The 23,657-nt window shown below is 41.5% G+C and carries 22 protein-coding genes and 1 pseudogene; 19 read left to right on the forward strand and 4 right to left on the reverse strand.

Annotated elements, in window-relative coordinates:
• Positions 1–56 precede the first annotated feature (56 nt).
• The 4 genes from ykvP (at position 57) to NYE53_RS07535 (ending at position 3,532) form a co-directional block, all read left to right on the forward strand.
• Positions 57–1,256 carry a spore protein YkvP gene (gene ykvP, locus NYE53_RS07520; protein WP_339248010.1) on the forward strand — a complete coding sequence of 400 codons (1,200 nt, stop codon included), beginning with the start codon at positions 57–59 and terminating at the stop codon, positions 1,254–1,256.
• Positions 1,257–1,271: 15 nt separating this feature from the next.
• Positions 1,272–1,499 (forward strand): LysM peptidoglycan-binding domain-containing protein, encoded by a 228-nt coding sequence (locus NYE53_RS07525; protein ID WP_339248013.1) that lies wholly within the window; start codon positions 1,272–1,274, stop codon positions 1,497–1,499.
• Between the two features lie 95 nt (positions 1,500–1,594).
• A complete protein-coding gene (locus tag NYE53_RS07530) occupies positions 1,595–2,530 on the forward strand; it encodes a glycosyl hydrolase family 18 protein (RefSeq protein WP_339248015.1) in 936 nt (311 codons plus the stop codon).
• Between the two features lie 711 nt (positions 2,531–3,241).
• Positions 3,242–3,532: a YkvR family protein gene (locus tag NYE53_RS07535; protein ID WP_003245399.1), complete on the forward strand. Its 291-nt coding sequence runs from the start codon at positions 3,242–3,244 to the stop codon at positions 3,530–3,532.
• A gap of 120 nt (positions 3,533–3,652) precedes the next feature.
• Here the strand turns inward: NYE53_RS07535 and NYE53_RS07540 are convergent, their stop codons facing one another.
• Positions 3,653–3,838, reverse strand: a complete 186-nt coding sequence (locus NYE53_RS07540; protein WP_003232446.1) for a YkvS family protein — start codon at positions 3,836–3,838, stop codon at positions 3,653–3,655.
• A 164-nt stretch (positions 3,839–4,002) separates the two neighbouring features.
• On the opposite strand from NYE53_RS07540, the gene NYE53_RS07545 reads away from it, so the two are divergent.
• The 5 genes from NYE53_RS07545 to pfeT all read left to right on the forward strand — a co-directional run bounded on the left by NYE53_RS07545 (position 4,003) and on the right by pfeT (position 9,274).
• Positions 4,003–4,197: a hypothetical protein gene (locus NYE53_RS07545; protein WP_003218622.1), complete on the forward strand. Its 195-nt coding sequence runs from the start codon at positions 4,003–4,005 to the stop codon at positions 4,195–4,197.
• A gap of 298 nt (positions 4,198–4,495) precedes the next feature.
• A complete protein-coding gene (locus NYE53_RS07550; RefSeq protein WP_003232442.1) occupies positions 4,496–5,122 on the forward strand; it encodes a cell wall hydrolase in 627 nt (208 codons plus the stop codon).
• A gap of 117 nt (positions 5,123–5,239) precedes the next feature.
• Positions 5,240–6,577 carry a sporulation protein YkvU gene (ykvU, locus tag NYE53_RS07555; RefSeq protein ID WP_003245552.1) on the forward strand — a complete coding sequence of 446 codons (1,338 nt, stop codon included), beginning with the start codon at positions 5,240–5,242 and terminating at the stop codon, positions 6,575–6,577.
• 50 nt (positions 6,578–6,627) lie between these two features.
• Positions 6,628–7,125: a sporulation thiol-disulfide oxidoreductase StoA gene (gene stoA / locus NYE53_RS07560; RefSeq protein WP_339248019.1), complete on the forward strand. Its 498-nt coding sequence runs from the start codon at positions 6,628–6,630 to the stop codon at positions 7,123–7,125.
• Between the two features lie 235 nt (positions 7,126–7,360).
• Positions 7,361–9,274: a metal-transporting ATPase PfeT gene (gene pfeT, locus NYE53_RS07565; RefSeq protein WP_339248022.1), complete on the forward strand. Its 1,914-nt coding sequence runs from the start codon at positions 7,361–7,363 to the stop codon at positions 9,272–9,274.
• A 38-nt stretch (positions 9,275–9,312) separates the two neighbouring features.
• Here pfeT and NYE53_RS07570 read toward each other — a convergent pair whose 3' ends face one another.
• The gene (locus NYE53_RS07570) at positions 9,313–9,516 is read right to left on the reverse strand and encodes a hypothetical protein (protein WP_015715796.1); all 204 of its coding nucleotides are present in this window, start codon (positions 9,514–9,516) and stop codon (positions 9,313–9,315) included.
• A gap of 165 nt (positions 9,517–9,681) precedes the next feature.
• On the opposite strand from NYE53_RS07570, the gene papB reads away from it, so the two are divergent.
• From papB to splB, 8 genes are all read left to right on the forward strand, one after another.
• Positions 9,682–10,776 carry a di/tri-peptidase gene (gene papB / locus NYE53_RS07575; protein WP_015715797.1) on the forward strand — a complete coding sequence of 365 codons (1,095 nt, stop codon included), beginning with the start codon at positions 9,682–9,684 and terminating at the stop codon, positions 10,774–10,776.
• A 282-nt stretch (positions 10,777–11,058) separates the two neighbouring features.
• Complete coding sequence (locus NYE53_RS07580) at positions 11,059–12,024, forward strand: LacI family DNA-binding transcriptional regulator (RefSeq protein WP_133954333.1); 966 nt, start codon at positions 11,059–11,061, stop codon at positions 12,022–12,024.
• 62 nt (positions 12,025–12,086) lie between these two features.
• Positions 12,087–12,953: a ptsGHI operon transcription antiterminator GlcT gene (glcT, locus tag NYE53_RS07585; protein WP_003218635.1), complete on the forward strand. Its 867-nt coding sequence runs from the start codon at positions 12,087–12,089 to the stop codon at positions 12,951–12,953.
• A 228-nt stretch (positions 12,954–13,181) separates the two neighbouring features.
• Positions 13,182–15,281 carry a PTS glucose transporter subunit IIABC gene (ptsG, locus tag NYE53_RS07590; protein ID WP_003244661.1) on the forward strand — a complete coding sequence of 700 codons (2,100 nt, stop codon included), beginning with the start codon at positions 13,182–13,184 and terminating at the stop codon, positions 15,279–15,281.
• A gap of 97 nt (positions 15,282–15,378) precedes the next feature.
• Positions 15,379–15,645 carry a phosphocarrier protein HPr gene (locus NYE53_RS07595; RefSeq protein ID WP_003154654.1) on the forward strand — a complete coding sequence of 89 codons (267 nt, stop codon included), beginning with the start codon at positions 15,379–15,381 and terminating at the stop codon, positions 15,643–15,645.
• The gene (gene ptsP / locus NYE53_RS07600; RefSeq protein ID WP_003218638.1) at positions 15,645–17,357 is read left to right on the forward strand and encodes a phosphoenolpyruvate--protein phosphotransferase; all 1,713 of its coding nucleotides are present in this window, start codon (positions 15,645–15,647) and stop codon (positions 17,355–17,357) included. The genes NYE53_RS07595 and ptsP overlap by 1 nt, the downstream gene beginning before the upstream one ends.
• A gap of 90 nt (positions 17,358–17,447) precedes the next feature.
• Entirely contained in the window at positions 17,448–17,687 is a 240-nt protein-coding gene (gene splA, locus NYE53_RS07605) for a splAB operon transcriptional regulator SplA (RefSeq protein WP_003218644.1), read from the forward strand.
• 77 nt (positions 17,688–17,764) lie between these two features.
• Positions 17,765–18,793, forward strand: coding sequence for a spore photoproduct lyase (gene splB, locus NYE53_RS07610; RefSeq protein ID WP_003232425.1), 1,029 nt, complete (start codon positions 17,765–17,767; stop codon positions 18,791–18,793).
• Here splB and NYE53_RS07615 read toward each other — a convergent pair.
• Positions 18,786–19,485, reverse strand: a pseudogene (locus NYE53_RS07615) (GNAT family N-acetyltransferase). The gene splB and the pseudogene NYE53_RS07615 overlap by 8 nt on opposite strands.
• A gap of 134 nt (positions 19,486–19,619) precedes the next feature.
• Between NYE53_RS07615 and mcpC the strand changes: the two are divergent.
• A complete protein-coding gene (gene mcpC / locus NYE53_RS07620) occupies positions 19,620–21,587 on the forward strand; it encodes a methyl-accepting chemotaxis protein McpC (RefSeq protein WP_339248025.1) in 1,968 nt (655 codons plus the stop codon).
• A 137-nt stretch (positions 21,588–21,724) separates the two neighbouring features.
• Positions 21,725–22,591, forward strand: a complete 867-nt coding sequence (locus tag NYE53_RS07625) for an NAD(P)-dependent oxidoreductase (RefSeq protein ID WP_015715802.1) — start codon at positions 21,725–21,727, stop codon at positions 22,589–22,591.
• Positions 22,592–22,630: 39 nt separating this feature from the next.
• On the opposite strand, the gene NYE53_RS07630 is transcribed toward NYE53_RS07625, so the two are convergent.
• A complete protein-coding gene (locus NYE53_RS07630) occupies positions 22,631–23,404 on the reverse strand; it encodes a CAP domain-containing protein (protein WP_024573418.1) in 774 nt (257 codons plus the stop codon).
• Between the last annotated feature and the right edge of the window lie 253 nt (positions 23,405–23,657).

Genomic DNA, 23,657 nt, shown 5'->3' on the forward strand with positions numbered 1-23,657 from the left:
TACAGATACATACCAATAAAGTAGACATTAAAAAGTGAAAGAGAGGATGGAAATGTGTGAAAATTCTTTTCCTTGAGAGTCATCCCATGTGGCTCTATGGTTTACCGAATGGGTTTAGGGAAGCAGGACATACCGTAATGATTTCCGGTCCTGTAAGTCGGGAAAATATCACTGAAATGATAGACGAATTTAAACCAGATCTAATAGTATCTATGGGATGGACACCAGAGCATTCAAGGGAAAAGCAGGCCTGGATTCGCAACGCTATTAAAAAGGTGAATATCCCTCTCGTTTATTGGGCTACTGAAGACCCGCTGCACACTCAAAACTTTACTATCCCGTTAATTAAAAAGATGAAACCAGATTTTGTTTTCACGGTTACGCCTTCTCTGTGTAAAACTTATGAAAGCATGGGGATTAAAGCAGCTCACTTAGATTTTGCATTTCACGAAAGTATACATCACCAGATTAAACCATTAGCAAAATACAGTTGTGATATAGCGGTGGTGGCTAATGCTTACCCTAATTTTCTTGAAGAACATCCGGAAGTGTTCCGTTCGTCCTCTTTAAAAACGCTGATTCGTCCTCTTATACGGAAGGGTATTCGCATTGATTTTTGGGGGAGAAACTGGGAAAAAATGAGTAAATATATAGGGAGAGAAATTCCCCGCAATTGGATCCATGGATACCTTGATTATACTGAAGCATATAAAGTTTACAGTTCAGCAAAAATCATTATCGGTTTGCAAAACTGTGAAAGCCAACTTACGCAACGCACCTATGAGATTCTTGGTTCCGGGGGGTTTTTATTGACATCGGATACACCAGCAGTTCGAGGTAAATTCAAACCTGGCCGCGATCTCATCGTTTCTTCCTCCCCAAAAGAAACTTTGGAAAAGGTTAAATACTATTTGAATCATGATAGCGAGAGAAAAAAGATTCAGATAAACGGTAAAAAGGCTGTAAAGAATGATTCCTATCGGCATAGAGCCGAGAGAATGCTTGAGGTGCTAAAAAGCAGAGGAATTATAAGAAACTTAGGGGAAACCATTCATTATGTAGATGTTCTCAAAGAAAAATACGTGATCCATCATGTTACTCCCGGTGAAACATTATCAATAATTGCCAGGAAGTATAATGTTTCCCTGCAGCAGCTCATGGAGCTTAATCATTTCAAATCAGATCAAATATATGCTGGACAAATCATTAAGATTAGAGAGAAACGGTTTAGAAATATGAATAACAAATTTTTCTAAAGGAGAGTAATATGAATGAAGGGGAGAATACCAAAAATAGGAAATCGAGCGAATGAAGTAAAAAGAACGCCTCGTTATATGGAATTTCCCGTGACATACGAAGTATATCATGTGGAATCCGGCGATACATTATGGACGATTTCTAAATCCTTCAATATCCCGGTACAACAACTTATGAATCTTAATAAGCTTTCTTCAGATAGAATTTATCCTGGACAAATTATAAAGATAAAAGAAAGGTAATCTTTGAGGTTTCGGAAACGAAACAAATTGAAACGATAATCCTCATTTTTTTATTTGTAGGGAATTGATATTTTTGAGGATGAAGGGGTTATGAGATGTTTCAAATGAGCTATTTCTATTCTGGATTAGGATGGGATTTTATTCAACACGTTGATCAAACGAACGGAGTATTAAATGTTGTGTCTCCTGATTTTTTCTATATCAGAAAAGATGGATCATTACTTCTCCGTTCAGCTAATCCCGATGTGATTAAAGCTCTTCATAGAAGGAAATTAAAAGTAGTTCCTTTTCTAAGCAATCATTGGGATCAGGATTTGGGACGATTTGCATTAATGAACCGAGTTCTTTTAGCTAAACAAATTTCTCATGCAATAGAAGAATTGGATTTGGACGGAGTTAATATCGATATAGAAAACCTTACAGAAAAAGATCGGAATCTTTTTATAGATTTTGTTAGACTGGTAAGAAAAAGTATTCCTAGACAAAAAGAAGTATCAGTTGCAGTGGCGGCAAATCCTTTTGGCTGGACGAAGGGCTGGCACGGATCATATGATTACGAGTATTTAGCTAAATATGCAGATTACCTTTTGATTATGGCCTACGATGAAAGCCACCTTGCTGGGCCTACTGCAAGTGTAGGATGGGTGGAAAAGTCCATTCAATACGCTCTGACCCAAAAAATCTCTCCTCAAAAACTAGTTTTAGGATTGCCATTCTATGGCCGCTGTTGGATGAAAGGCCAATCTGCCTCTCAAGCCATTCCCCTTTACCTTGTTGACTCATTAGTAAAAAGGCATAACGGGACAATTATTTTTGACACAAAGAGTCAATCTCCAAAAGCTATTTTTACTGTCAATCACGATAACAAGGGGCCGTTGCCTTCGGGAACATATACATTATGGTTTGAAAATGAACAGTCACTCAGAGCAAAAATAAAACTCGCTCAAAAATATAATCTGAAAGGTCTTGGCAGCTGGAGTCTTGGACAAGAGGATGCGTCAGTCTGGAATACAGTGTTTAAAAATATATAATGATTTATAGTTCAGAACAAAATTCGAAGATAATTGCAATGAATCTCTAAATGGACATACTGAAAGGAGTTTATTACGAGTGAGGGCATTCCATAGGCCCTTGTCCCGAAATGTTCTATACGAGGCATTACATTGGGCTTGAAATACACATTCAAACTTATGTTATAGTACGCATTTTACGGATGTGTTGAATTTATTCTGCTTCCATGATTTAATCATACACATGCTACTTGATAGCAGGATTATTGCATTTCATTACAGAATTGTTCAAGATCGATATGGAAGCGCACGAATAACTAGAACTTTAAAAACATACACTCATATACTTCCTGAATGGATGCTGGTTTATCTAAAAAACATGATGAGAATTGATTGACCGCTCTCATTAAAGGATGGAGAAATTCAAGGCGCCAAGGTACGCATGGTGAAACATGACTTGTTGATAATCGACCATATAGTTTCTCCTTAGAAATGAGGGGGTTTTTACATAAAAAAGACGAGCGAATCCGGGGGGGAATTCCACTCGCCACTTTCTAATGAAAAGACGGGATGCTGGATGGCAGCTCGTCTGTTTTATTATAATTTAACGAACGTATGTTTGTAAAGGTGTCTTTTCGAATGAATTGGTTCATATAACCGTTAAGAACAGATTCATTGTAAACATTCGCTAAGGTATGCTAAGATGCATGGACTATAAAGGAGTGATATGAAGTGAAGACATTGCGGTTAAACAATGTAACGTTAGAAATGGCTGCATATCAAGAGGAGAGCGAGCCGAAGCGTAAAATTGCATTTACCTTAAACGTTACGAGTGAGACTTACCATGATATCGCTGTCCTGTTGTATGAAAAAACGTTTAATGTCGAGGTTCCGGAACGCGATCTTGCCTTCCGGGGGGAAATGACAAATTATTCAACATCTTTGACCAACCTGTACGAACCAGGGGCCGTCAGCGAGTTCTATATAGAAATAACGGAAATAGACAAAAACGCCGATTCATGATCGGTGTTTTTTATGTAAAAAAGCTGCCGGCCGGCAGCTTTTGAGAAAGCGAATTTCATATGTAAGGTGTTAAATTGTCCGTCTTGCAGTTTTTTGAATAAATGTGGAAATAAGGAGGTTTTAATAGGAGTCTCTGATGATCTTATAATTTTTATGATTAACAACTGTCAATGAATCTAACTCAAGATCCCGATAGTTATCCATGATCGTCACATCAACGATAACAGAATTCTCATTTACTTTTTCAACCACACCGGTTAATCCGTTTTTAAATTCAATGACATTCCCAACCTTAGCGATTTTCACAAGCTTCCTCTCCTTTAAACATAATAATGCCTTTTGAAAGTATTTTGCAGTATTTTCATTGAGAAGTAAAGCGATAAGGAGTTTTATCTCCCTTATGAATTGTCCTGTCGCTATAAAGATGATATATTGATTTTCGTCAATAGAAAGAAAAGGGGGAATTTTTGTTGCGTCCCGAAGAAATAACAGAAATGATTGAACAGCTGCGCACCGGCGCCATAAACGAACTGAGAGTCCAGAAAGAGCATTTTCTTGATTTCAGGGCCGTGTTATCTAAACAAGATGATTTTAAACATTTCCGGGGAATTGCCCAGCAAGGCGGAGATGTTATCTTTCAATACTTAGAACAGCCAAGAAGCTGAAGGTTTCTCATACGTGAGAAGCCTTTTTATCATATATGACAGAATACAAGCCTTTTATTACAGCTGTCTGTAACAGGTGTAAATAAAATGTAAAGTGCCAAAGATGGATAAACATGTTTTAATTTGACAATATTTATAGAATTTCAGACTGTTTTTTTGCCATTAAGCAGTGAGTCATCCTCTTTATTCCATCCTGATACCTCCTTGGGAGAGTTGGAAAATCTTTTTCCGTGAAAATGAATGGATCTCTTGTTAAGGTTATGAAGTGTTTTTTGGAGCACTTTAAGGAGGAAACTGTATGACAACGAAATTCACTGCTCTGGCTGTTTTTCTTCTTTGTTTCATGCCTGCAGCCAAAATTGAGCATACACAAGCTTCACTACTGAGCGCAAAGAAGACAAAACATGAAGAAGCGAAATGGCTTACACATATAGATCGAAATACGAATGAATCTTTCCCTTCACTGTCTGCTGATAAAGACAAGAAAATAAAACCGATTAAGCTATCAGCACACACTGAAAAGAAAGAGAAAGATAAACCGGACAAAACAAATGATGAGAAAGAAACATATACACAGTCTGAAAAAGAGTTGCTGTCCCGTCTCGTTCACGCAGAGGCCAAAGGAGAATCATATAAAGGCAAGGTCGCTGTAGCAAGCGTTGTACTGAACAGAACGGAGAAAAAAGGTTTTCCTGATACGATAAGAGGAGTTATTTATCAGAAAAACGCCTTTGAACCGGTCGCAAACGGGAGCATTAACCAAAAGCCTGATAAAGAATCGATTGAAGCTGCCGAAGAAGCGCTGTCCTCAAAAAATAGAGAAACAGATGCCATATTCTTTTATAATCCGAAAACAGCGTCAGATAATTGGATTCGTTCAAGAAAAATCGTAGAAAAAATCGGCAGACACGTTTTTGCCGTCTAAGCATAGAAGAGACAATTTGTCTCAGCTGTGCTTTTTTTCATATAAAGAGTAAAAATAAAATAATTTTTGAACTTGTCTCATATGATGTTGGTAGTACAAGAGACAAGGAGAGACATCATGAATCGATTTGTGAAAGGGATCATTCTTTTATCCATTGCCGCCTTTTTCGCTGAATGCCTTGAATTTGTCGTCAATATGATTTTGGCGCGGGAGCTTGGCGAGCATGGGATGGGGCTTTACATGAGTATTTTGCCCACGATCTTTTTAATTATTGTCATCGCGAGCCTGGAACTGCCGATATCCATTTCTAAATTCATTGCCGAGTCAAACCCTAAGCTTCATGAAAGCATGCTGAGGCACGCTTTCAGAATGACAGCCATTTTTACTGCTTTTTCTACTGCCGCCGCTAGTATTGCGCTTCCGTTTATACCGGTATTTGATACATACCACCCGTTTATTAAAGGGATTGTCATCGGCTTAATTCCTGTTGTCGCCTTTACTTCAATCGCCAGGGGCTACTTTATGGGTGTGCAGAAAATGGGGAAGATCGCAATTGCCAATGTGCTGAAAAAAATCATCCAGCTCTTGTGCTTATTCCTCTTTTTTCAATGGTACTCATTTGAATTGGACATGGCTGTGCTGATTTCCTTGTTTGTTCTAGTCGTGAGTGATGTAGTCGTGCTTGTTTATTTATATTCACAATTTATCATGGCAAGGCGGGCGTTATCCGGCCAGCAGCACATTCATTTGCGCGGAAAAGATGTAAGGAAAAGACTGCTTGCTGTTTCAATTCCTACAACAGGACTGCGCATTTTTCATGCGGTTGTCAATGCAATTGAACCCTTTTTAGTAAAAGGAGCTCTTTTGGCTGCGGGTGTTGCCGGGACAGCGGCGATCGATCAATACGGAATGCTAGCAGGTGTGGCTGTGACGATAGGGTCGTTCCCTGCTTTTATTGCCCATTCGTTAATGGTCGTCATGATACCGAGTATTTCGGAAGCTTATGCACTTTCTCAGTATGACATCGTGTTAAAAAGGCTGAAGCAGTCGATTTTCATTACATTAGGTTACGGTATACCTGCTGTCTGGGTCATGTTCCAGTTTGCGGGACCTCTCACGCATTTGTTTTTTCACTCTCCTGAAGCGCAGTATTACTTGCAGCTGTTGTGGCCTTACTTTCTCTTTCATCTGTTTGTCATGCCGCTGCAGGCGTGCTTAATCGGGATGGGTTTTGTGAAAGAGGCTTTTTATCACAATGTATGGAGCCATATCGTTGCGCTAAGTATGATGTATGTACTGGGATCAATGGAGAATCTGCAAATGCTCGGGATTATCCTTGGAATGAACACTGGCATGATTCTTTTGACGAGCCTGCACTATGCCACGATCTGCAAAGCATTGAAGGTATCCGTATTCCTTACGGGAGGGACCAGAACGCCGCGAATTGAAGGATGATAAAGGAACTGCAGGGGCAAGCTAATTGAAAAGCATGAAAGGAAGATTCCATGTTGACGAAGCGCTTGCTTACTATATACATTATGTTATTAGGGTTGATTGCATGGTTTCCAGGTGCGGCACAAGCTGAGGAAAAACAGCCTGCTGTTCCCGCTGTTTTTCTTATGAAAACGATAGAAGGGGAGGATATCTCGATTCCGAATAAAGGGCAAAAAACAATTCTCCATTTTTGGACATCATGGTGTCCGCCCTGCAAAAAGGAGCTTCCCCAGTTTCAATCGTTTTATGATGCCCATCCATCCTACAGTGTAAAGCTGGTAACGGTGAATTTAGTGAATTCGGAACAAAATCAGCAAGTCGTTGAAGATTTTATTAAAGCAAACAAGCTGACGTTTCCGATTGTCCTTGACTCAAAAGGGGAATTGATGAAAGAGTATCATATCATCACGATCCCAACATCATTTTTGCTGAATGAAAAGGGCGAAATTGAAAAAACAAAAATTGGCCCGATGACGGCGGAACAACTGAAGGAATGGACGAAAGAATAGCTGAGAGCATAGACTCTCAGCTTTTTTCATATAGAGAAGAAGCGAATAAACATTAATGATAATTATTATCAAAAAGAAATTAAAATAATTATAATTGAAATTCTCTTCGTGCGTGCTATAATAAAGGAAGACATCAAGAAATAACTGACGATAAAGCTGCCTTTTGGGCAGCGATTTTGTTTTTATAAGAGAAATGAAGATGATTTACGTTCTCAATTAGAGAGGAGAATTCGATATGAATGAACAAGTTATCGTTCAACGCGACCCGCATGAGCCATTGAAAACAGACAAGAGGGAAAAAAACTGGGCACAGCACGCAGAGCTTATTGCAGCACTTGTATCAGGCGCTCTTATTTTGGCAGGCTGGCTCTTATCCGGATATCAGGTATTATCCATAATACTTTTCTTGCTGGCTTTTGTGATCGGCGGATTTGCTAAAGCAAAGGAAGGAATCGAAGAAACACTCGAATCCAAAACGCTGAATGTAGAACTTTTAATGATTTTCGCTGCCGTTGGTTCCGCCTTGATCGGATACTGGGCAGAGGGTGCTATTTTAATATTTATTTTTTCCTTAAGCGGAGCTTTAGAAACATACACGATGAATAAAAGCAGCAGAGATTTAACGTCTTTAATGCAGCTTGAGCCTGAAGAAGCGACATTGATGGTCAATGGTGAAACCAAAAGAGTTCCGGTTTCAGACTTGCAGGCCGGTGATATGATTGTGATCAAACCTGGAGAACGCGTAGCGGCAGACGGTATCATTGAATCGGGCTCGACAAGCCTTGACGAGTCGGCTTTAACAGGTGAATCAATGCCTGTAGAAAAAAACACAGGCGACACTGTATTCACAGGAACGGTGAATCGCAATGGCTCCTTGACTGTCCGTGTCACGAAAGCAAATGAAGATTCGTTATTCAGAAAAATTATCAAACTGGTTGAATCAGCGCAAAATAGTGTTTCACCCGCGCAGGCTTTCATCGAACGATTTGAAAATGTTTATGTGAAAGGTGTGCTAATTGCGGTGGCGCTCCTTTTATTCGTCCCGCACTTTGCGCTGGGCTGGAGCTGGAGTGAAACCTTCTACCGCGCAATGGTGTTTATGGTTGTCGCGTCACCTTGTGCGCTTGTCGCCTCTATTATGCCGGCGGCGCTGTCCCTGATTTCAAATGGCGCCCGCAACGGTATGCTTGTGAAAGGAAGCGTCTTTCTTGAACAGCTGGGCTCTGTGCAAATGATCGCCTTTGATAAAACCGGCACTGTAACAAAAGGCCAGCCTGCCGTAGAGACGATCAGAATAGCAGAAGGATTCAGTGAAGCGGAAGTTCTTGAGGCTGTCTATGCCATCGAAACGCAATCAAGCCATCCGCTCGCCCAAGCCATAACGGCGTACGCGGAAAGCCGCGGCGTGAATCAGTCCGGCTACATATCTATAGAAGAAACCTCAGGGTTTGGCGTTATGGCAGAAGTGTCGGGTGCGAAATGGAAGGTCGGTAAAGCAGGTTTTATCGGCGAGGAAATGGCAGCACAATTTTTGAAACAAACAGCATCAGATGTCATTCAAAGCGGTCATACAATTGTATTTGTGAAAAAGGATGATCAAATAGCAGGCTGTATCGCACTGAAGGACCAAATCAGGCCTGAAGCAAAAGAGGTCATGGAAGAACTGAACCGACTTGGGATTAAAACGGCCATGCTGACAGGAGATCACGAAGACACGGCTCAAGCGATTGCCAAGGAAGCCGGCATGACAACTGTCGTAGCAGAATGCCTCCCTGACCAAAAAGTGAATGAAATCAAACGCTTAAAAGAAGAATTCGGAACGATTGCAATGGTGGGTGACGGAATCAATGATGCGCCGGCACTCAAAGCGGCGGATGTCGGCATTGCGATGGGTGGCGGAACAGATGTAGCACTTGAGACCGCTGATATGGTCCTCATGAAAAACGATTTGAAAAAGCTCGTAAACATGTGCCGCTTGTCTCGGAAAATGAACAAGATCATCAAACAAAATATCGTGTTTTCTCTAGCTGTAATCTGCCTGCTGATTTGTGCAAACTTTTTGCAGGTGATGGAATTGCCATTTGGCGTGATTGGTCATGAGGGCAGCACGATTTTGGTCATACTAAACGGTTTAAGACTCCTAAAATAAAACCAGCAGCCCTAATCAGGCTGCTGGCTTTTTATGTATCAAGCTTTCCCTTCATTTTTGTCTTTTTCAGATCTTTTCATAACCAGGATGAGAGCGAGGATGCAGCAAAGGAAACCCGCTGCACAGCCTATGATAGAGCTGTAATAATAAAAGCCCACCATCTTCATCCCGATAAAAGGAGCGGAAATTCCCAAAACCGTTAAGAGCATAACTGCTTTTCGTCTGAAAAAATTCATCAGCAAACGGAACAACCCCCCTGCGATTGAACGTTACTGTCAGTATACAGGAAGAGGAGCAGGAAATAAAATACATTAGAAAATGAAGGCGTCGTGAAAGGCAAACACCGGTAAAACCTGTTACAATGGAAGACAGAACAATGCATTGCAAATGGCAGGGAGGAACAAGAAGTGAATAGAATACAACGCGTCTCTTCATGGCTGAAGGAAGCGGGGCATACTGCCGCATTTATTCATACGAAAGAAAATGTTTTTTACTTAACCGGTTTTTACACTGAGCCGCATGAAAGATTAATGGGGTTATTTATTTTTCAAGAAGAGGAGCCTTTCTTTGTTTGTCCAGGAATGGAAGCAGGACAGGCCCGCAACGCAGGCTGGAATCATGAAATCATTGGCTATGCGGATCACGAAAATCCGTGGGAGCTGATAGAGAAGGCCTTGAAAAAGCGAAATATCAGCATACATACGCTTGCGGTCGAAAAGGATTCAATCTCGCTATCTCGTGCAGAACAGCTGAAGCACGCGACGGGCGGGGCTCAATTTGTTTCAGCAGAAGAAACACTCAATCAATTTCGCCTGATTAAAGATGACAATGAAATTCGTTTGCTGAAAGAGGCGGCAAAGCTTGCGGATTACGGTGTTGAAGTCGGCACAGCCGCTTTGCGTGAAGGCATCAGTGAAGTGGAAGTGCTCGCACAAATTGAGTATGAGCTGAAGAAAAAAGGAATTCAGGGCATGTCTTTCTCAACAATGGTTTTATTTGGAGAAAAATCTGGCCAGCCTCATGGAAATCCTGGTACAGCCACGTTGAAGAAAGGTGATTTTGTTTTATTTGATCTCGGTGTTATTCTTGACGGCTATTGCTCTGATATTACAAGAACGTTTGCTTACAAAACCATCAATCCGAAGCAGGAGGCCATTTACGAGACTGTACTTCAAGCGGAAAAAGCCGCGATTGAGGCAAGCAAACCCGGTGTGAGAATCGGAGATCTGGACTTAACCGCCCGCGGAATCATTGAAAAAGCGGGATACGGTGACTATTTTCCTCACCGGCTTGGGCATGGACTCGGAATTTCTGTCCATGAGTATCCATCAATGAGCCAGGCCAACGATACACTGCTGCAGGAAGGCATGGTCTACACGATCGAACCGGGGATTTATGTGCCTGAAATCGGCGGCGTGCGCATTGAGGATGACGTTCACGTAACAAAGGACGGGGCAGTTGCTCTGACCCAATATCCAAAGGAATTAATCATACTGCCGTAATAAGAAATAAAAAAGGACTTTGTTCTCGACATCGTCCTTTTTTATCTGCATTAAATAAAAAAATCATCAAATGTTCGAAAGGGTTTAATTTCATGTTTTTGGTTGAGAGGTTTTACAGCAAGACAGCTGCCACCGAGAACAGTGAGACATAACCCAATTAAAATGAAGAAACCCATGTGATCTTCTCCTTTCAGCTTAAAACACAAAAAGATATCTGGTACGTCCATATCATATTGTATGAAACGCATTCCAGATCAAGGGGATTTAGAAAGAAGGGAATCTATGGCTAATATTAAAGACATTGCAGAAAAAGCCGGTGTCTCTGTTACAACGGTTTCCCGAGTCATAAACAATCATCCATACGTCAGTGAAGACAAACGAAAAAGAGTGTTTGAGGCAATGGAATCATTGGAGTACACGAGAAATATTCACGCTGTACATTTGTCGAAGGGATTTTCAAACATGATTGGTGTTGTCTTACCGACGGTTAATCTGCCATATTTTGCAGAGCTGATTGCAGGAATAGCCGACGCAGCCGCGGAATCCGGGGTTCACCTCTCTTTATTTCAAACAAACTATGAGGTACAAAAAGAAATCTTTGCGCTGTCCCAATTAAAGCAGCGCCAGGTTGACGGCCTGATTTTTTGCTCAAAGGCGCTTGCTGATGAGAAACTCATGGAATGGGAGGGCCCGATTTTGCTTTGCCAGAATTCAGATAATGCCCGCTTCCCAACCATCAGCATTCCTCATCAAGAAGCATTTCGGAACGGCTTGGACTATTTAATTGCAAAAGGGCACAAAAAAATAGCCATCTGTTTGGCAAGAAAAAAAGGCATGAACAGCCATTTTCGAATCAAAGCCTACAAAGAGGCATTGGAAGAGATCGGCGAGGTATTTCGTGAAGACTGGGTAATTGAGAAAGCGATTACAATCAATGATGGGAAGGCGCTTTTTCATAAATGGAAAACGTGGAAGGAAAAGCCGACGGCTATTTTTGTTGCCAATGACCAAGTCTCAGCAGGGCTTTTTCTTGAAGCAAAGAACCAGCGGGTGTCAGTACCGGATGAGCTTGCAATCTTAAGCGTTGATAACCACGAAATCAGCCAAGCGCTTGGTATCACAACGATCGATATTCAGACAAGGGAAATGGGAAAGCAGGCATTTACCATACTGGAAAAAAGAATTCAAGGACAGCCGATTGAAAGGAAAGTTCTGGATTACCGTCTCATCGAACGATCGACTGTTTAGTGAATGCATTGAAAAAAGGTTTGACGTGCATTCCGTTCGTTATGTACGATATGAGGTATTGAATGACAAAGGAGCTGAGGATCGTGAATGGGTCCTTCACAGTGAAAAAGGTACTGAATAATAACGTATTAATTGCTTCTCATCATAAATACAGCGAAGTCGTTTTAATCGGAAAAGGTATTGGTTTCGGAAAAAAACAAGATGATGTCATTGAAGATAAAGGCTACGATAAAATGTTCATTTTAAAAGACGAGAAGGAACAAAAGCAGTTTAAAAAGCTCCTTGACTATGTTGATGAAAAGCTCGTTGATATTTCAAACGATGTCATCTATCACATAAGCAATAGGACTAATCACTCATTAAATGAACATATTCACATTGCGTTGACAGACCATATCGCATTTGCGATCAAAAGGCAGCAGCAGGGATTTGATATGAAAAATCCATTTCTAATGGAGACTCAGTCACTATATCCTGAGGAGTACCAAATTGCCAAAGAAGTCATAGATATGATCAATGAAAAAGCGGGAATCTGCCTTCCGGAAGGGGAGATTGGTTTTATCGCTCTGCATATCCATTCAGCGTTGACAAACCGTCCGCTGTCCGAGGTCAATCAGCACTCTCAGCTCATGGCGCAGCTTGTCGAGGTGATTGAAGACTCATTTCAAATGAAAGTAAATAAGGAAAGTGTCAACTATTTGCGGCTGATCAGGCATATCAGATTTACAATAGAAAGAATTAAAAAAGAAGAACCGACTAAAGAACCAGAAAAATTAATGTTGTTATTGAAAAATGAATATCCGCTATGCTACAATACAGCTTGGAAATTGATTAAAATCTTGCAGCAAACATTGAAGAAACCAGTTCATGAGGCGGAAGCGGTTTATCTGACGCTTCATCTGTACCGATTAACCAATAAAATTTCATAAATTCAGTTTATCCTTATAACGTGTTACTGATTCGATCAGGCATGAGTGATTGAGGGAAAAAAACGGGAAGTTCATTCTCGTTCTTTTGCGCACCCAATTTTGCTCATGCCTTTTTGTTGTGTAAAAGGGCAAATGTAAACGGTTAAACTGGAAGACTTACGCCTGTGAATTCGTTGTCATGATTTTTAGCTGTAAGGTCAGACTAGTAAAAAGAGGAGGTCAATTCTTATGTTTAAAGCATTATTCGGCGTTCTTCAAAAAATTGGGCGTGCGCTTATGCTTCCAGTTGCGATCCTTCCGGCTGCGGGTATTTTGCTTGCGATCGGGAATGCGATGCAAAATAAGGACATGATTCAGGTCCTGCATTTCTTGAGCAATGACAATGTTCAGCTTGTAGCAGGTGTGATGGAAAGCGCTGGGCAGATTGTTTTCGATAACCTTCCGCTTCTTTTCGCAGTAGGTGTAGCCATCGGGCTTGCCAACGGTGATGGAGTTGCAGGGATTGCAGCAATTATCGGTTATCTTGTAATGAATGTATCCATGAGTGCGGTTCTTCTTGCAAACGGAACCATTCCTTCGGATTCAGTTGAAAGAGCCAAGTTCTTTACGGAAAACCATCCTGCATATGTAAACATGCTTGGTATACCTACCTTGGCGACAGGGGTGTTCGGCGGTATTATCGTCGGTGTGTTAGCTGCATTATTGTTTAACAGATTTTACACAATTGAACTGCCGCAATACCTTGGTTTCTTTGCGGGTAAACGTTTCGTTCCAATTGTTACGTCAATTTCTGCACTGATTCTGGGTCTTATTATGTTAGTGATCTGGCCTCCGATCCAGCATGGATTGAATGCCTTTTCAACAGGATTAGTGGAAGCGAATCCAACCCTTGCTGCATTTATCTTCGGGGTGATTGAACGTTCGCTTATCCCATTCGGATTGCACCACATTTTCTATTCGCCGTTCTGGTATGAATTCTTCAGCTATAAGAGTGCTGCAGGAGAAATCATCCGCGGGGATCAGCGTATCTTTATGGCGCAGATTAAAGACGGCGTACAGTTAACGGCAGGTACGTTCATGACAGGTAAATATCCATTTATGATGTTCGGTCTGCCTGCTGCGGCGCTTGCCATTTATCATGAAGCAAAACCGCAAAACAAAAAACTCGTTGCAGGTATTATGGGTTCAGCGGCCTTGACATCCTTCTTAACGGGGATCACAGAGCCATTGGAATTTTCTTTCTTATTCGTTGCTCCAGTCCTGTTTGCGATTCACTGTTTGTTTGCGGGACTTTCATTCATGGTCATGCAGCTGTTGAATGTTAAGATTGGTATGACATTCTCCGGCGGTTTAATTGACTATTTCCTATTCGGTATTTTACCGAACCGGACGGCATGGTGGCTTGTCATCCCTGTCGGCTTAGGGTTAGCGGTCATTTACTACTTCGGATTCCGATTTGCCATCCGCAAATTTAATCTGAAAACACCTGGACGCGAGGATGCTGCGGAAGAAACAGCAGCACCTGGGAAAACAGGTGAAGCAGGGGATCTTCCTTATGAGATTCTGCAGGCAATGGGTGACCAGGAAAACATCAAACACCTTGATGCTTGTATCACTCGTCTGCGTGTGACTGTAAACGATCAGAAAAAGGTTGATAAAGACCGTCTGAAACAGCTTGGCGCTTCCGGAGTGCTGGAAGTCGGCAACAACATTCAGGCTATTTTCGGACCGCGTTCTGACGGGTTAAAAACGCAAATGCAAGACATTATTGCGGGACGCAAGCCTAGACCTGAGCCGAAAACATCTGCTCAAGAGGAAGTAGGCCAGCAGGTTGAGGAAGTGATTGCAGAACCGCTGCAAAATGAAATCGGCGAGGAAGTTTTCGTTTCTCCGATTACCGGGGAAATTCACCCGATTACGGATGTTCCTGACCAAGTCTTCTCAGGGAAAATGATGGGTGACGGTTTTGCGATTCTCCCTTCTGAAGGAATTGTCGTATCACCGGTTCGCGGAAAAATTCTCAATGTGTTCCCGACGAAACATGCGATTGGCCTGCAATCCGACGGCGGAAGAGAAATTTTAATCCACTTTGGTATTGATACCGTCAGCCTGAAGGGCGAAGGATTTACGTCTTTCGTATCAGAAGGAGACCGCGTTGAACCTGGACAAAAACTTCTTGAAGTTGATCTGGATGCAGTCAAACCGAATGTACCATCTCTCATGACACCGATTGTATTTACAAACCTTGCTGAAGGAGAAACAGTCAGCATTAAAGCAAGCGGTTCAGTCAACAGAGAACAAGAAGATATTGTGAAGATTGAAAAATAAGGGTGTTAGTACGCCGTGCTTGTCAGATGACAAGTACGGTTGTATGATATAATATTGTGAAGTAATAAAGCTTTAAGTTAAAAGGAGAATGATAAAAATGGCACAAAAAACATTTAAAGTAACTGCAGATTCTGGAATCCATGCTCGTCCTGCGACAGTTCTTGTACAAACTGCTAGCAAATACGACGCTGACGTTAATTTAGAATATAACGGCAAAACAGTTAACCTTAAATCTATTATGGGTGTTATGTCTTTAGGTATCGCTAAAGGCGCTGAGATCACAATCTCTGCTTCCGGAGCTGACGAAAACGATGCTCTTAACGCTTTAGAAGAAACAATGAAAAGCGAAGGACTCGGCGAGTAATGCAAGAATTAAAAGGGATTGGTGCTTCAGCCGGCATCGCGATTGCAAAAGCATACCGGCTTGAAGAGCCAGATTTAACGGTTGAAAAGAAAAACATCTCTGATTCTGAAGCGGAAGTAAGCCGTTTTGATGAAGCGATTGCACGTTCAAAAGAAGAGCTCGAAAAAATCAAAGAGCACGCTTTGAAAGAACTGGGTCAGGATAAAGCTGATATTTTTTCTGCTCACCTTTTAGTTCTCAGTGACCCTGAGCTTCTGAACCCTGTGAAAGAAAAAATCAGCACTGATTCAGTGAACGCTGAATTCGCTTTAAAAGAAACGTCTTCTATGTTCGTTACTATGTTTGAATCTATGGACAACGAATATATGAAAGAGCGTGCGGCAGATATCCGCGATGTAACAAAACGCGTAACCGGCCACCTGCTTGGCGTCGAAATTCCAAACCCAAGCATGATCTCAGAAGAGGTTATTATTGTAGCTGAAGACTTAACACCGTCTGACACAGCTCAATTAAACCGTGAGTTCGTAAAAGGATTCACTACTGATATCGGCGGACGCACATCTCACTCTGCCATCATGGCACGTTCTCTTGAGATTCCAGCAGTTGTTGGAACGAAAGCGGCTACTGGCACGATCCAAAACGGCGTGACTGTTATCGTTGACGGTATCAATGGCGATGTCATTATTGACCCATCTGCGGAAACTGTAAAAGAGTATGAAGAAAAACATAATGCTTATTTGGCTCAAAAAGCTGAGTGGGCGAAGCTTGTCAATGAACCGACTGTCTCAAAAGATGGACATCATGTAGAGCTTGCAGCGAACATCGGTACTCCTGATGATGTAAAAGGTGTTCTTGAAAACGGCGGAGAAGCAGTTGGCCTTTACCGTACAGAATTCCTTTACATGGGAAGAGATCAGCTGCCTACAGAAGATGAGCAGTTTGATGCTTACAAAACGGTTCTTGAGCGTATGGAAGGAAAATCAGTCGTCGTGCGGACACTTGATATCGGCGGAGACAAAGAGCTTCCTTACCTGCAGCTTCCTAAAGAAATGAACCCGTTCCTGGGATATAGAGCGATTCGTCTTTGCCTTGAAGAGCAAGAAATCTTCAGAACACAGCTTCGCGCGCTGCTTCGTGCAAGTACATACGGAAACTTAAAAATCATGTTCCCTATGATTGCGACAGTTAACGAATTCAAAGAAGCAAAAGCGATCCTTCTTGAAGAGAAAGAAAAGCTCGTAAAAGCGGGACAGGCTGTATCTGACGATATTGAAGTCGGAATGATGGTTGAGATTCCGTCAACTGCAGTCATCGCTGATCAGTTTGCTAAAGAGGTTGATTTCTTCAGTATCGGAACAAACGATTTGATCCAATACACAATGGCAGCTGACCGTATGAATGAACGTGTATCTTACCTGTATCAGCCATACAACCCGGCAATCCTTCGCTTAATTACACTCGTAATTGAAGCAGCACACAAAGAAGGAAAATGGGTTGGCATGTGCGGAGAAATGGCAGGAGACGAGATTGCGATTCCAATCCTTCTCGGCTTAGGCTTAGATGAGTTCTCAATGAGCGCAACGTCTATTCTTCCGGCAAGAACACAGATCAGCAAATTGTCTAAACAAGAAGCTGAGTCATTCAAAGAGAAAATCTTATCTATGAGCACGACAGAAGAAGTTGTCGCGTTCGTAAAAGAAACATTCAAGTAATGTACAAAAACCAGACGGCCTCCGGCCTGTCTGGTTTTTTTCATAAGTAAGGGTATAGAAGGACACAATAACATGGCTAGGAGGGATAGTATGTCAAACCAATTTAACGCAGGAGATACTGTTTATGTGATCTACAGAAATCCGCACGCCGCCAATGTAGCCCACATAAAGGAAGCCGAAATTGTGCACCATCCATACCATGAAGGTGAGCTTTCCCTGTTTATTTATGAAACCTATCACCCGTTCGCAGAGGACGATGCTGTGTTTGCAAGCTATGAAGAAGCTAAATCGCTTTACAAAGAACTCTTTGATATTGATCCGTATGAGTAACAAGGAAATCATTACAACTCATATCCTTTCCGCCTAGTGAGAAAAGTAATGTTAGTAAAGGAAAAGGATGTGGCATCATGCAGAACCCATTTGTTCCGCAGCTTGTATATATAGAACCGAGGGCGCTGGAATATCCGCTAGGCCAAGAATTACAAGAAAAATTTGAGAATATGGGCATTGAAATCAGAGAAACAACATCCCACAATCAGGTGCGTAATATTCCTGGGAAAAATCATCTTCAGCAATATCGCAATGCGAAATCAACTTTAGTTATCGGTGTCCGGAAAACATTAAAGTTTGATTCATCCAAACCCTCGGCTGAATATGCTATTCCGTTTGCAACAGGCTGCATGGGGCATTGTCATTACTGCTACCTGCAAACAACCATGGGATCAAAGCCGTATATCAGAACTTATGTAAACGTCGAAGAGATTTTAGATCAGGCAGATAAGTATATGAAGGAGCGCGCACCAGAGTTCACAAGGTTCGAAGCATCATGTACGTCAGACATTGTAGGAATTGATCATCTGACACACACGCTGAAGCGCGCCATTGAACATTTTGGCCAAAGTGATCTCGGAAAGCTCCGATTTGTAACGAAATTTCATCATGTCGATCACCTATTAGACGCAAAGCATAACGGGAAAACGAGATTCAGATTCAGTATTAATGCCGACTATGTGATTAAAAACTTTGAGCCGGGAACTTCACCTCTTGATAAGCGGATAGAGGCGGCAGTAAAAGTTGCAAAAGCAGGCTACCCGCTAGGCTTTATTGTTGCTCCGATTTATATTCATGAAGGCTGGGAAGAAGGATACAGACATCTGTTTGAAAAGCTTGATGCTGCTTTGCCGCAGGACGTTAGACATGACATAACGTTTGAATTAATTCAACACCGTTTTACAAAACCGGCCAAACGAGTGATAGAGAAAAATTATCCGAAGACGAAGCTCGAATTAGATGAAGAAAAGCGCCGTTATAAATGGGGACGCTACGGGATCGGAAAATATATTTATCAGAAAGATGAAGAGCATGCACTTCGAGAAGCACTTGAATCCTATATTGATACCTTTTTCCCTAACGCGAAAATTGAATATTTCACTTAAACGGGCTGTTGTGATCAACAGCTCTCTTTTTATAAAAAGGATTATTCCATTCCATCAAAACGCCGTAATTCAATGATTCTTTATCCTCTACATAATTGCTGACTACACGAATAGGTGAACGCCCGCAACGGAGGAGAAAGGACAGTACAGGGTCGTTTTTCCTGCCTTCCATCACATCTTCAACGTACTGAACAGCGCTGATCTCGTGTGCGTATTTATGATATAAAGGAATGCGGCCGCCGCCGAGAAGGCGCTCCAGTCTCTTATCAACAGTCAGCTCATACATCGTATTCATCAGCCATTTTCCGATTCCAAGCTTTCGATAATGAGGAGAAACAGAAATATCCACTACATATAAAGTATTTCCATAAGGTTCATGGTTTTTAATCGATCCGTTGTCTGTTGCTTGCGCCCATGTATGGTCAGGAGATTCAGGCTCAAATTGTACAATAAGAGCAGTCATGGAACCGATAATTCTGCCATTGATGAGCGCGCATAAAGCGCCTTCCGGAAAGTTTTGATATGGCTGTCAAGCTGGTTCTCTGACCACAGCAATTCCTGGGGAAACGGAGGAGGGAAACATTCTTCTTGAAGAGAAATCAGCCTCTCGAGTCAGTCTCAGTGTAGTTTCTGATGGTCAGAGCCTCAAATTTTCTGCTGTCGCGCACATACATTTGTTTTAGTATGATCATCACTCTCCTTATGTTGTTTCATTATAACGGAGATTGAATTTTCAGTAAATATATTCCGATTTTCTTATAATTTATTTTTTGATTATTCATTTTTCAAACGAAAGGGCCGATATAGAAATTAGGAGGGGATTGGTTTGTTTAAAAAACTTCACTTGAAGATTGCTGTTTTTGTTTCGATTATGTTAATCGTCACAGTTGTTCTTTTAATGCTGTCTTCTTATTTGACGCTAAAACCGATGATTACAGAGGATGGGAAAAATACAACTCAAAACGTGACGCAGTCACTTGAACAAAATATTGAATTGCAATTAAAGAGTTATGCCATTTCGTTATCAAGATTGGCTAATGGGGAATTAACGCATACATTTGTAACGAAACCAAGTAAAGAAGCTGCTCGGCTGTTTCACGATGACATTAAGCAAATCAAAGATAACGATGATTATGTTGCGATGGCTTACATAGGCACCGCAAAAAAAGAAATGTTTACATATCCAAAAGCGGATTTCGCTGAGGAGTACGATCCAACATCAAGACCATGGTATAAGCTTGCAGCTGAAACCCCGGATCAAGTTGTTTGGACGGAACCTTATAAAGATGTCGTGACAGGAGACATGATTGTTACTGCATCGAAAGCGATCTTAGACGGGCAAAAAGTGATAGGGGTTGCCAGCTATGACTTGAAACTCTCTGCTATCCAGAGTATGGTCAATAAACAAAAGGTGCCTTACAAAGGATTTGCCTTTTTAGCTGATGCGAGCGGCAATCTTTTAGCCCATCCGTCAAATCAAGGAAAAAATATATCAAAGGATCAAACACTGCAAACCATCACATCCGAGAAAAAAGGGATACAAGATGTGAATGGGAAAATGGTTGTGTACCAAACGATTGGCGAGACAGGCTGGAAGGTCGGAACGCAATTTGATACTGATCAATTAATGTGGATTTCAGATAAAATGAATCGGGCAAATCTTTGGATATCATTGATTGCGCTTATCACAACAATTATTCTCAGCTACTTCCTGGCCAAAACGATAACCGGTCCGATACAGCAGCTGATCGCAAAAACGAAAGCTGTTTCCGCAGGCGATTTAACAGTGCGCGCGGAATCAAAATCTAAGGATGAAGTCGGTATTTTAACAAGAGATTTCAATCTGATGGTTGAAAATATGAAGGAAATGGTTGAGCAAGTGAGACTCTCTTCAGGGAAAGTATCTGACACCTCTGAACAACTAACGGCTGTCTCTGCCGAAACTAATGAAACAAGCGGACAAATTGCAAAAGCGATTGAAGAAGTAGCCGCAGGAGCATCGGAACAGGCTTCTGAAGTTGAAACCATTAATGAAAAATCGGAAAGCCTGTCAACGAAAATCAGGCAAATCGCTGAGGAGGCAGGCGGAATTAAAGAACGCTCAAAATCGTCCGAGGATGCAAGCTATAAAGGACTTGACGCGCTCGGCCAGCTGCTGATGAAATCAAACGAAGCCAATATGGAAACGAAAAAGGTTGAAACGATGCTGCTGGATTTGGAAAATCAAACTAAGAATATTGAAGAAGTCGTTACAGCGATTTCAAACATATCTGATCAAACCAACTTGCTTGCCTTAAATGCCAGTATTGAGGCAGCCAGAGCCGGAGAAAGCGGGCGCGGTTTTGCCGTCGTAGCCGATGAAGTGCGGAAGTTAGCTGAGCAATCAGCCCTTTCTACAAAGCATATCAGTGAGACTGTGAAGCTTATCCAGCTTGAGACAAAAGAGGCCTCTCACGCGATGGTTGAGGCAAGCAGAATGAATGATGAACAAAACAGTGCCATTCACGAAACTGGAGAGGTATTAAATACGATAACTGCAGAAATGCAGTCACTGGTACAAGGTATTGATCACATTTACGCGGAAATTCAAAGAATGAGTGAAGAACAGCTTGCGATTTCTGAAGCTATTCAAAGCATTTCAGCCATATCACAGGAATCAGCTGCCGCAGCAGAGGAAGTGAACGCATCAACCGATGAACAGCTTGTCACCCTTGATAAAGTCAAACACTCAACGGAAACACTAAAGCATGCAAGCCAAGAGCTTATGAACACAATTGCAAAATTCACATTGTAATCCAATTACATCCCCAAACATCATTTGTTTTGGGGATTTTTTATTTTATAAGATGAATAGATATGGTAGTCTAAAAAATGAAGGAAAAATGATAAATTTTAACTAAAATCAAAACGAAACATCTGGGAGGAATGACCTTGAAAAAAACAATTGGTTTTATCGGTCTTGGAGTGATGGGAAAGAGCATGGCATCACATATTCTGAATGACGGCCACCCTGTTTTGGTGTACACCCGGACAAAAGAAAAAGCAGAAAGCATACTTCAAAAAGGCGCGATCTGGAAAGATACGGTCAAAGATCTTTCGAAAGAAGCGGATGTCATCATTACAATGGTCGGCTATCCCAGTGATGTTGAAGAAGTGTATTTCGGAAGCAATGGAATTATTGAAAACGCAAAAGAAGGCGCATATCTTATTGATATGACGACATCTAAGCCTTCGCTTGCGAAGAAGATTGCTGAAGCGGCCAAAGAAAAAGCATTGTTCGCTTTAGACGCTCCTGTTTCCGGTGGAGACGTCGGTGCACAAAACGGAACACTCGCGATTATGGTCGGTGGAGAAAAAGAAGCTTTTGAAGCCTGCATGCCGATTTTCTCTTTAATGGGAGAGAATATTCAGTATCAAGGACCGGCTGGAAGCGGACAGCATACCAAGATGTGCAATCAGATTGCAATTGCAGCCGGTATGATCGGTGTTGCTGAAGCGATGGCTTATGCCCAAAAATCAGGCCTAGAGCCAGAAAATGTTCTGAAAAGCATCACAACAGGCGCAGCCGGAAGCTGGTCATTGTCAAATCTTGCTCCCCGTATGCTGCAAGGCAACTTTGAACCGGGATTTTATGTGAAGCATTTTATTAAGGATATGGGAATTGCACTAGAGGAAGCAGAATTAATGGGGGAAGAAATGCCAGGCTTGTCGCTCGCAAAATCCTTATATGACAAGCTAGCTGCTCAAGGTGAAGAAAACAGCGGAACACAGAGTATATATAAGCTTTGGGTGAAATAAAAAAAGATTGCCTGTACGAAACAGGCAATCTTTTTTTTATTATTTTCCGATGAATTGTTGTGTCCAGATGCTTCCAGACTCAACGTAGCCAACACCGATGTGAGTAAAGTTAGGGTTTAGAATGTTTTTTCTGTGTCCTTCACTGTTCATCCAAGCTTTTACTACTTCTTCAGGTGTCTTTTGGCCCTTCGCAATGTTTTCACCTGCTGTTTTGTAGCTGATTCCGAAAGATTTCATCATATCAAACGGTGAGCCGTATGTTGGGCTTTGGTGATCAAAGTAGTTTTTGTCCTTCATATCCTGAGATTTTGCGCGTGCAGATTTGCTTAACGTTTCATCAATTTGAAGCGGTTTTAAGCCTTGTTTTTGTCTTTCTGCATTTGTAAGCTCAACAACTTTTTTCTCATATGCACTTACAGATGAAGGTGCAGATGTTGTTGTGTTTGTTTTTTCAGCAGTTGCGGGTGCTTTAGAAGCAGTGTTTTGATCAGCAGCTGCTTTTTCAGTAGTCTTTTGTGCAGGTTTTGCCGTTTCTGTCTTTTGAACATCCTGAACTTTCACGTTAGATTGCTTCGCATGTTTTTGAAGAAGCTGCTTAATCTCTTTTTCGTTTGCAGCGTTTAACGTTTTGATATTTGTGTTAATATGCAGTTTTTTCACTGCATCGTTAAGTGACATGTTTTGTACTGTGTTCCCCGTTTTTACTGTAACCACAGGCTGGCAGGAGAGTTCTTTCGCTGATGCTTGCTGTACGCCCCCGAATGTGAATAATCCAACCGCAGCGGCAGCAGATAAAATAAATGCTTTCTTCATTAGTTCGTAACCTCCTAGAGTTGTTTGTTTCTACAGAAAAATCATAACATAGCTTTTTTGTCATAAAGATTCCAGCACTTTCCTTTGACAAATAGAGATTGTCATTTTCGTAAAGTAAATCCGTTGAATCACTAAGAATAAGGGAATCAGCGGTATATATGATTTTATCGTACCGTTACATAGCTTCCTTTTTTTTGAACCGTTAGTTATATTTTAATGTGTTTTTATATTGACAGCTTTTTTTACTCCTTTT

Origin of the sequence: Bacillus sp. FSL R5-0523 (assembly GCF_037975295.1) — a bacterium.
In the GTDB taxonomy this organism is placed as follows: Bacteria; Bacillota; Bacilli; order Bacillales; family Bacillaceae; genus Bacillus; species Bacillus subtilis.

Bases quoted from the DNA above. Each gene is read 5' to 3' on its own strand.
- NYE53_RS07525 (WP_339248013.1), top strand. From the start codon at position 1,272: ATGAAGGGGAGAATACCAAAAATAGGAAATCGAGCGAATGAAGTAAAA.
- NYE53_RS07530 (WP_339248015.1), top strand. From the start codon at position 1,595: ATGTTTCAAATGAGCTATTTCTATTCTGGATTAGGATGGGATTTTATT.
- NYE53_RS07550 (WP_003232442.1), top strand. From the start codon at position 4,496: ATGACAACGAAATTCACTGCTCTGGCTGTTTTTCTTCTTTGTTTCATG.
- ykvU (WP_003245552.1), top strand. From the start codon at position 5,240: ATGAATCGATTTGTGAAAGGGATCATTCTTTTATCCATTGCCGCCTTT.
- stoA (WP_339248019.1), top strand. From the start codon at position 6,628: ATGTTGACGAAGCGCTTGCTTACTATATACATTATGTTATTAGGGTTG.
- pfeT (WP_339248022.1), top strand. From the start codon at position 7,361: ATGAATGAACAAGTTATCGTTCAACGCGACCCGCATGAGCCATTGAAA.
- NYE53_RS07580 (WP_133954333.1), top strand. From the start codon at position 11,059: ATGGCTAATATTAAAGACATTGCAGAAAAAGCCGGTGTCTCTGTTACA.
- glcT (WP_003218635.1), top strand. From the start codon at position 12,087: ATGACAAAGGAGCTGAGGATCGTGAATGGGTCCTTCACAGTGAAAAAG.
- ptsG (WP_003244661.1), top strand. From the start codon at position 13,182: ATGTTTAAAGCATTATTCGGCGTTCTTCAAAAAATTGGGCGTGCGCTT.
- NYE53_RS07595 (WP_003154654.1), top strand. From the start codon at position 15,379: ATGGCACAAAAAACATTTAAAGTAACTGCAGATTCTGGAATCCATGCT.
- ptsP (WP_003218638.1), top strand. From the start codon at position 15,645: ATGCAAGAATTAAAAGGGATTGGTGCTTCAGCCGGCATCGCGATTGCA.
- splA (WP_003218644.1), top strand. From the start codon at position 17,448: ATGTCAAACCAATTTAACGCAGGAGATACTGTTTATGTGATCTACAGA.
- splB (WP_003232425.1), top strand. From the start codon at position 17,765: ATGCAGAACCCATTTGTTCCGCAGCTTGTATATATAGAACCGAGGGCG.
- NYE53_RS07630 (WP_024573418.1), bottom strand. From the start codon at position 23,404: ATGAAGAAAGCATTTATTTTATCTGCTGCCGCTGCGGTTGGATTATTC.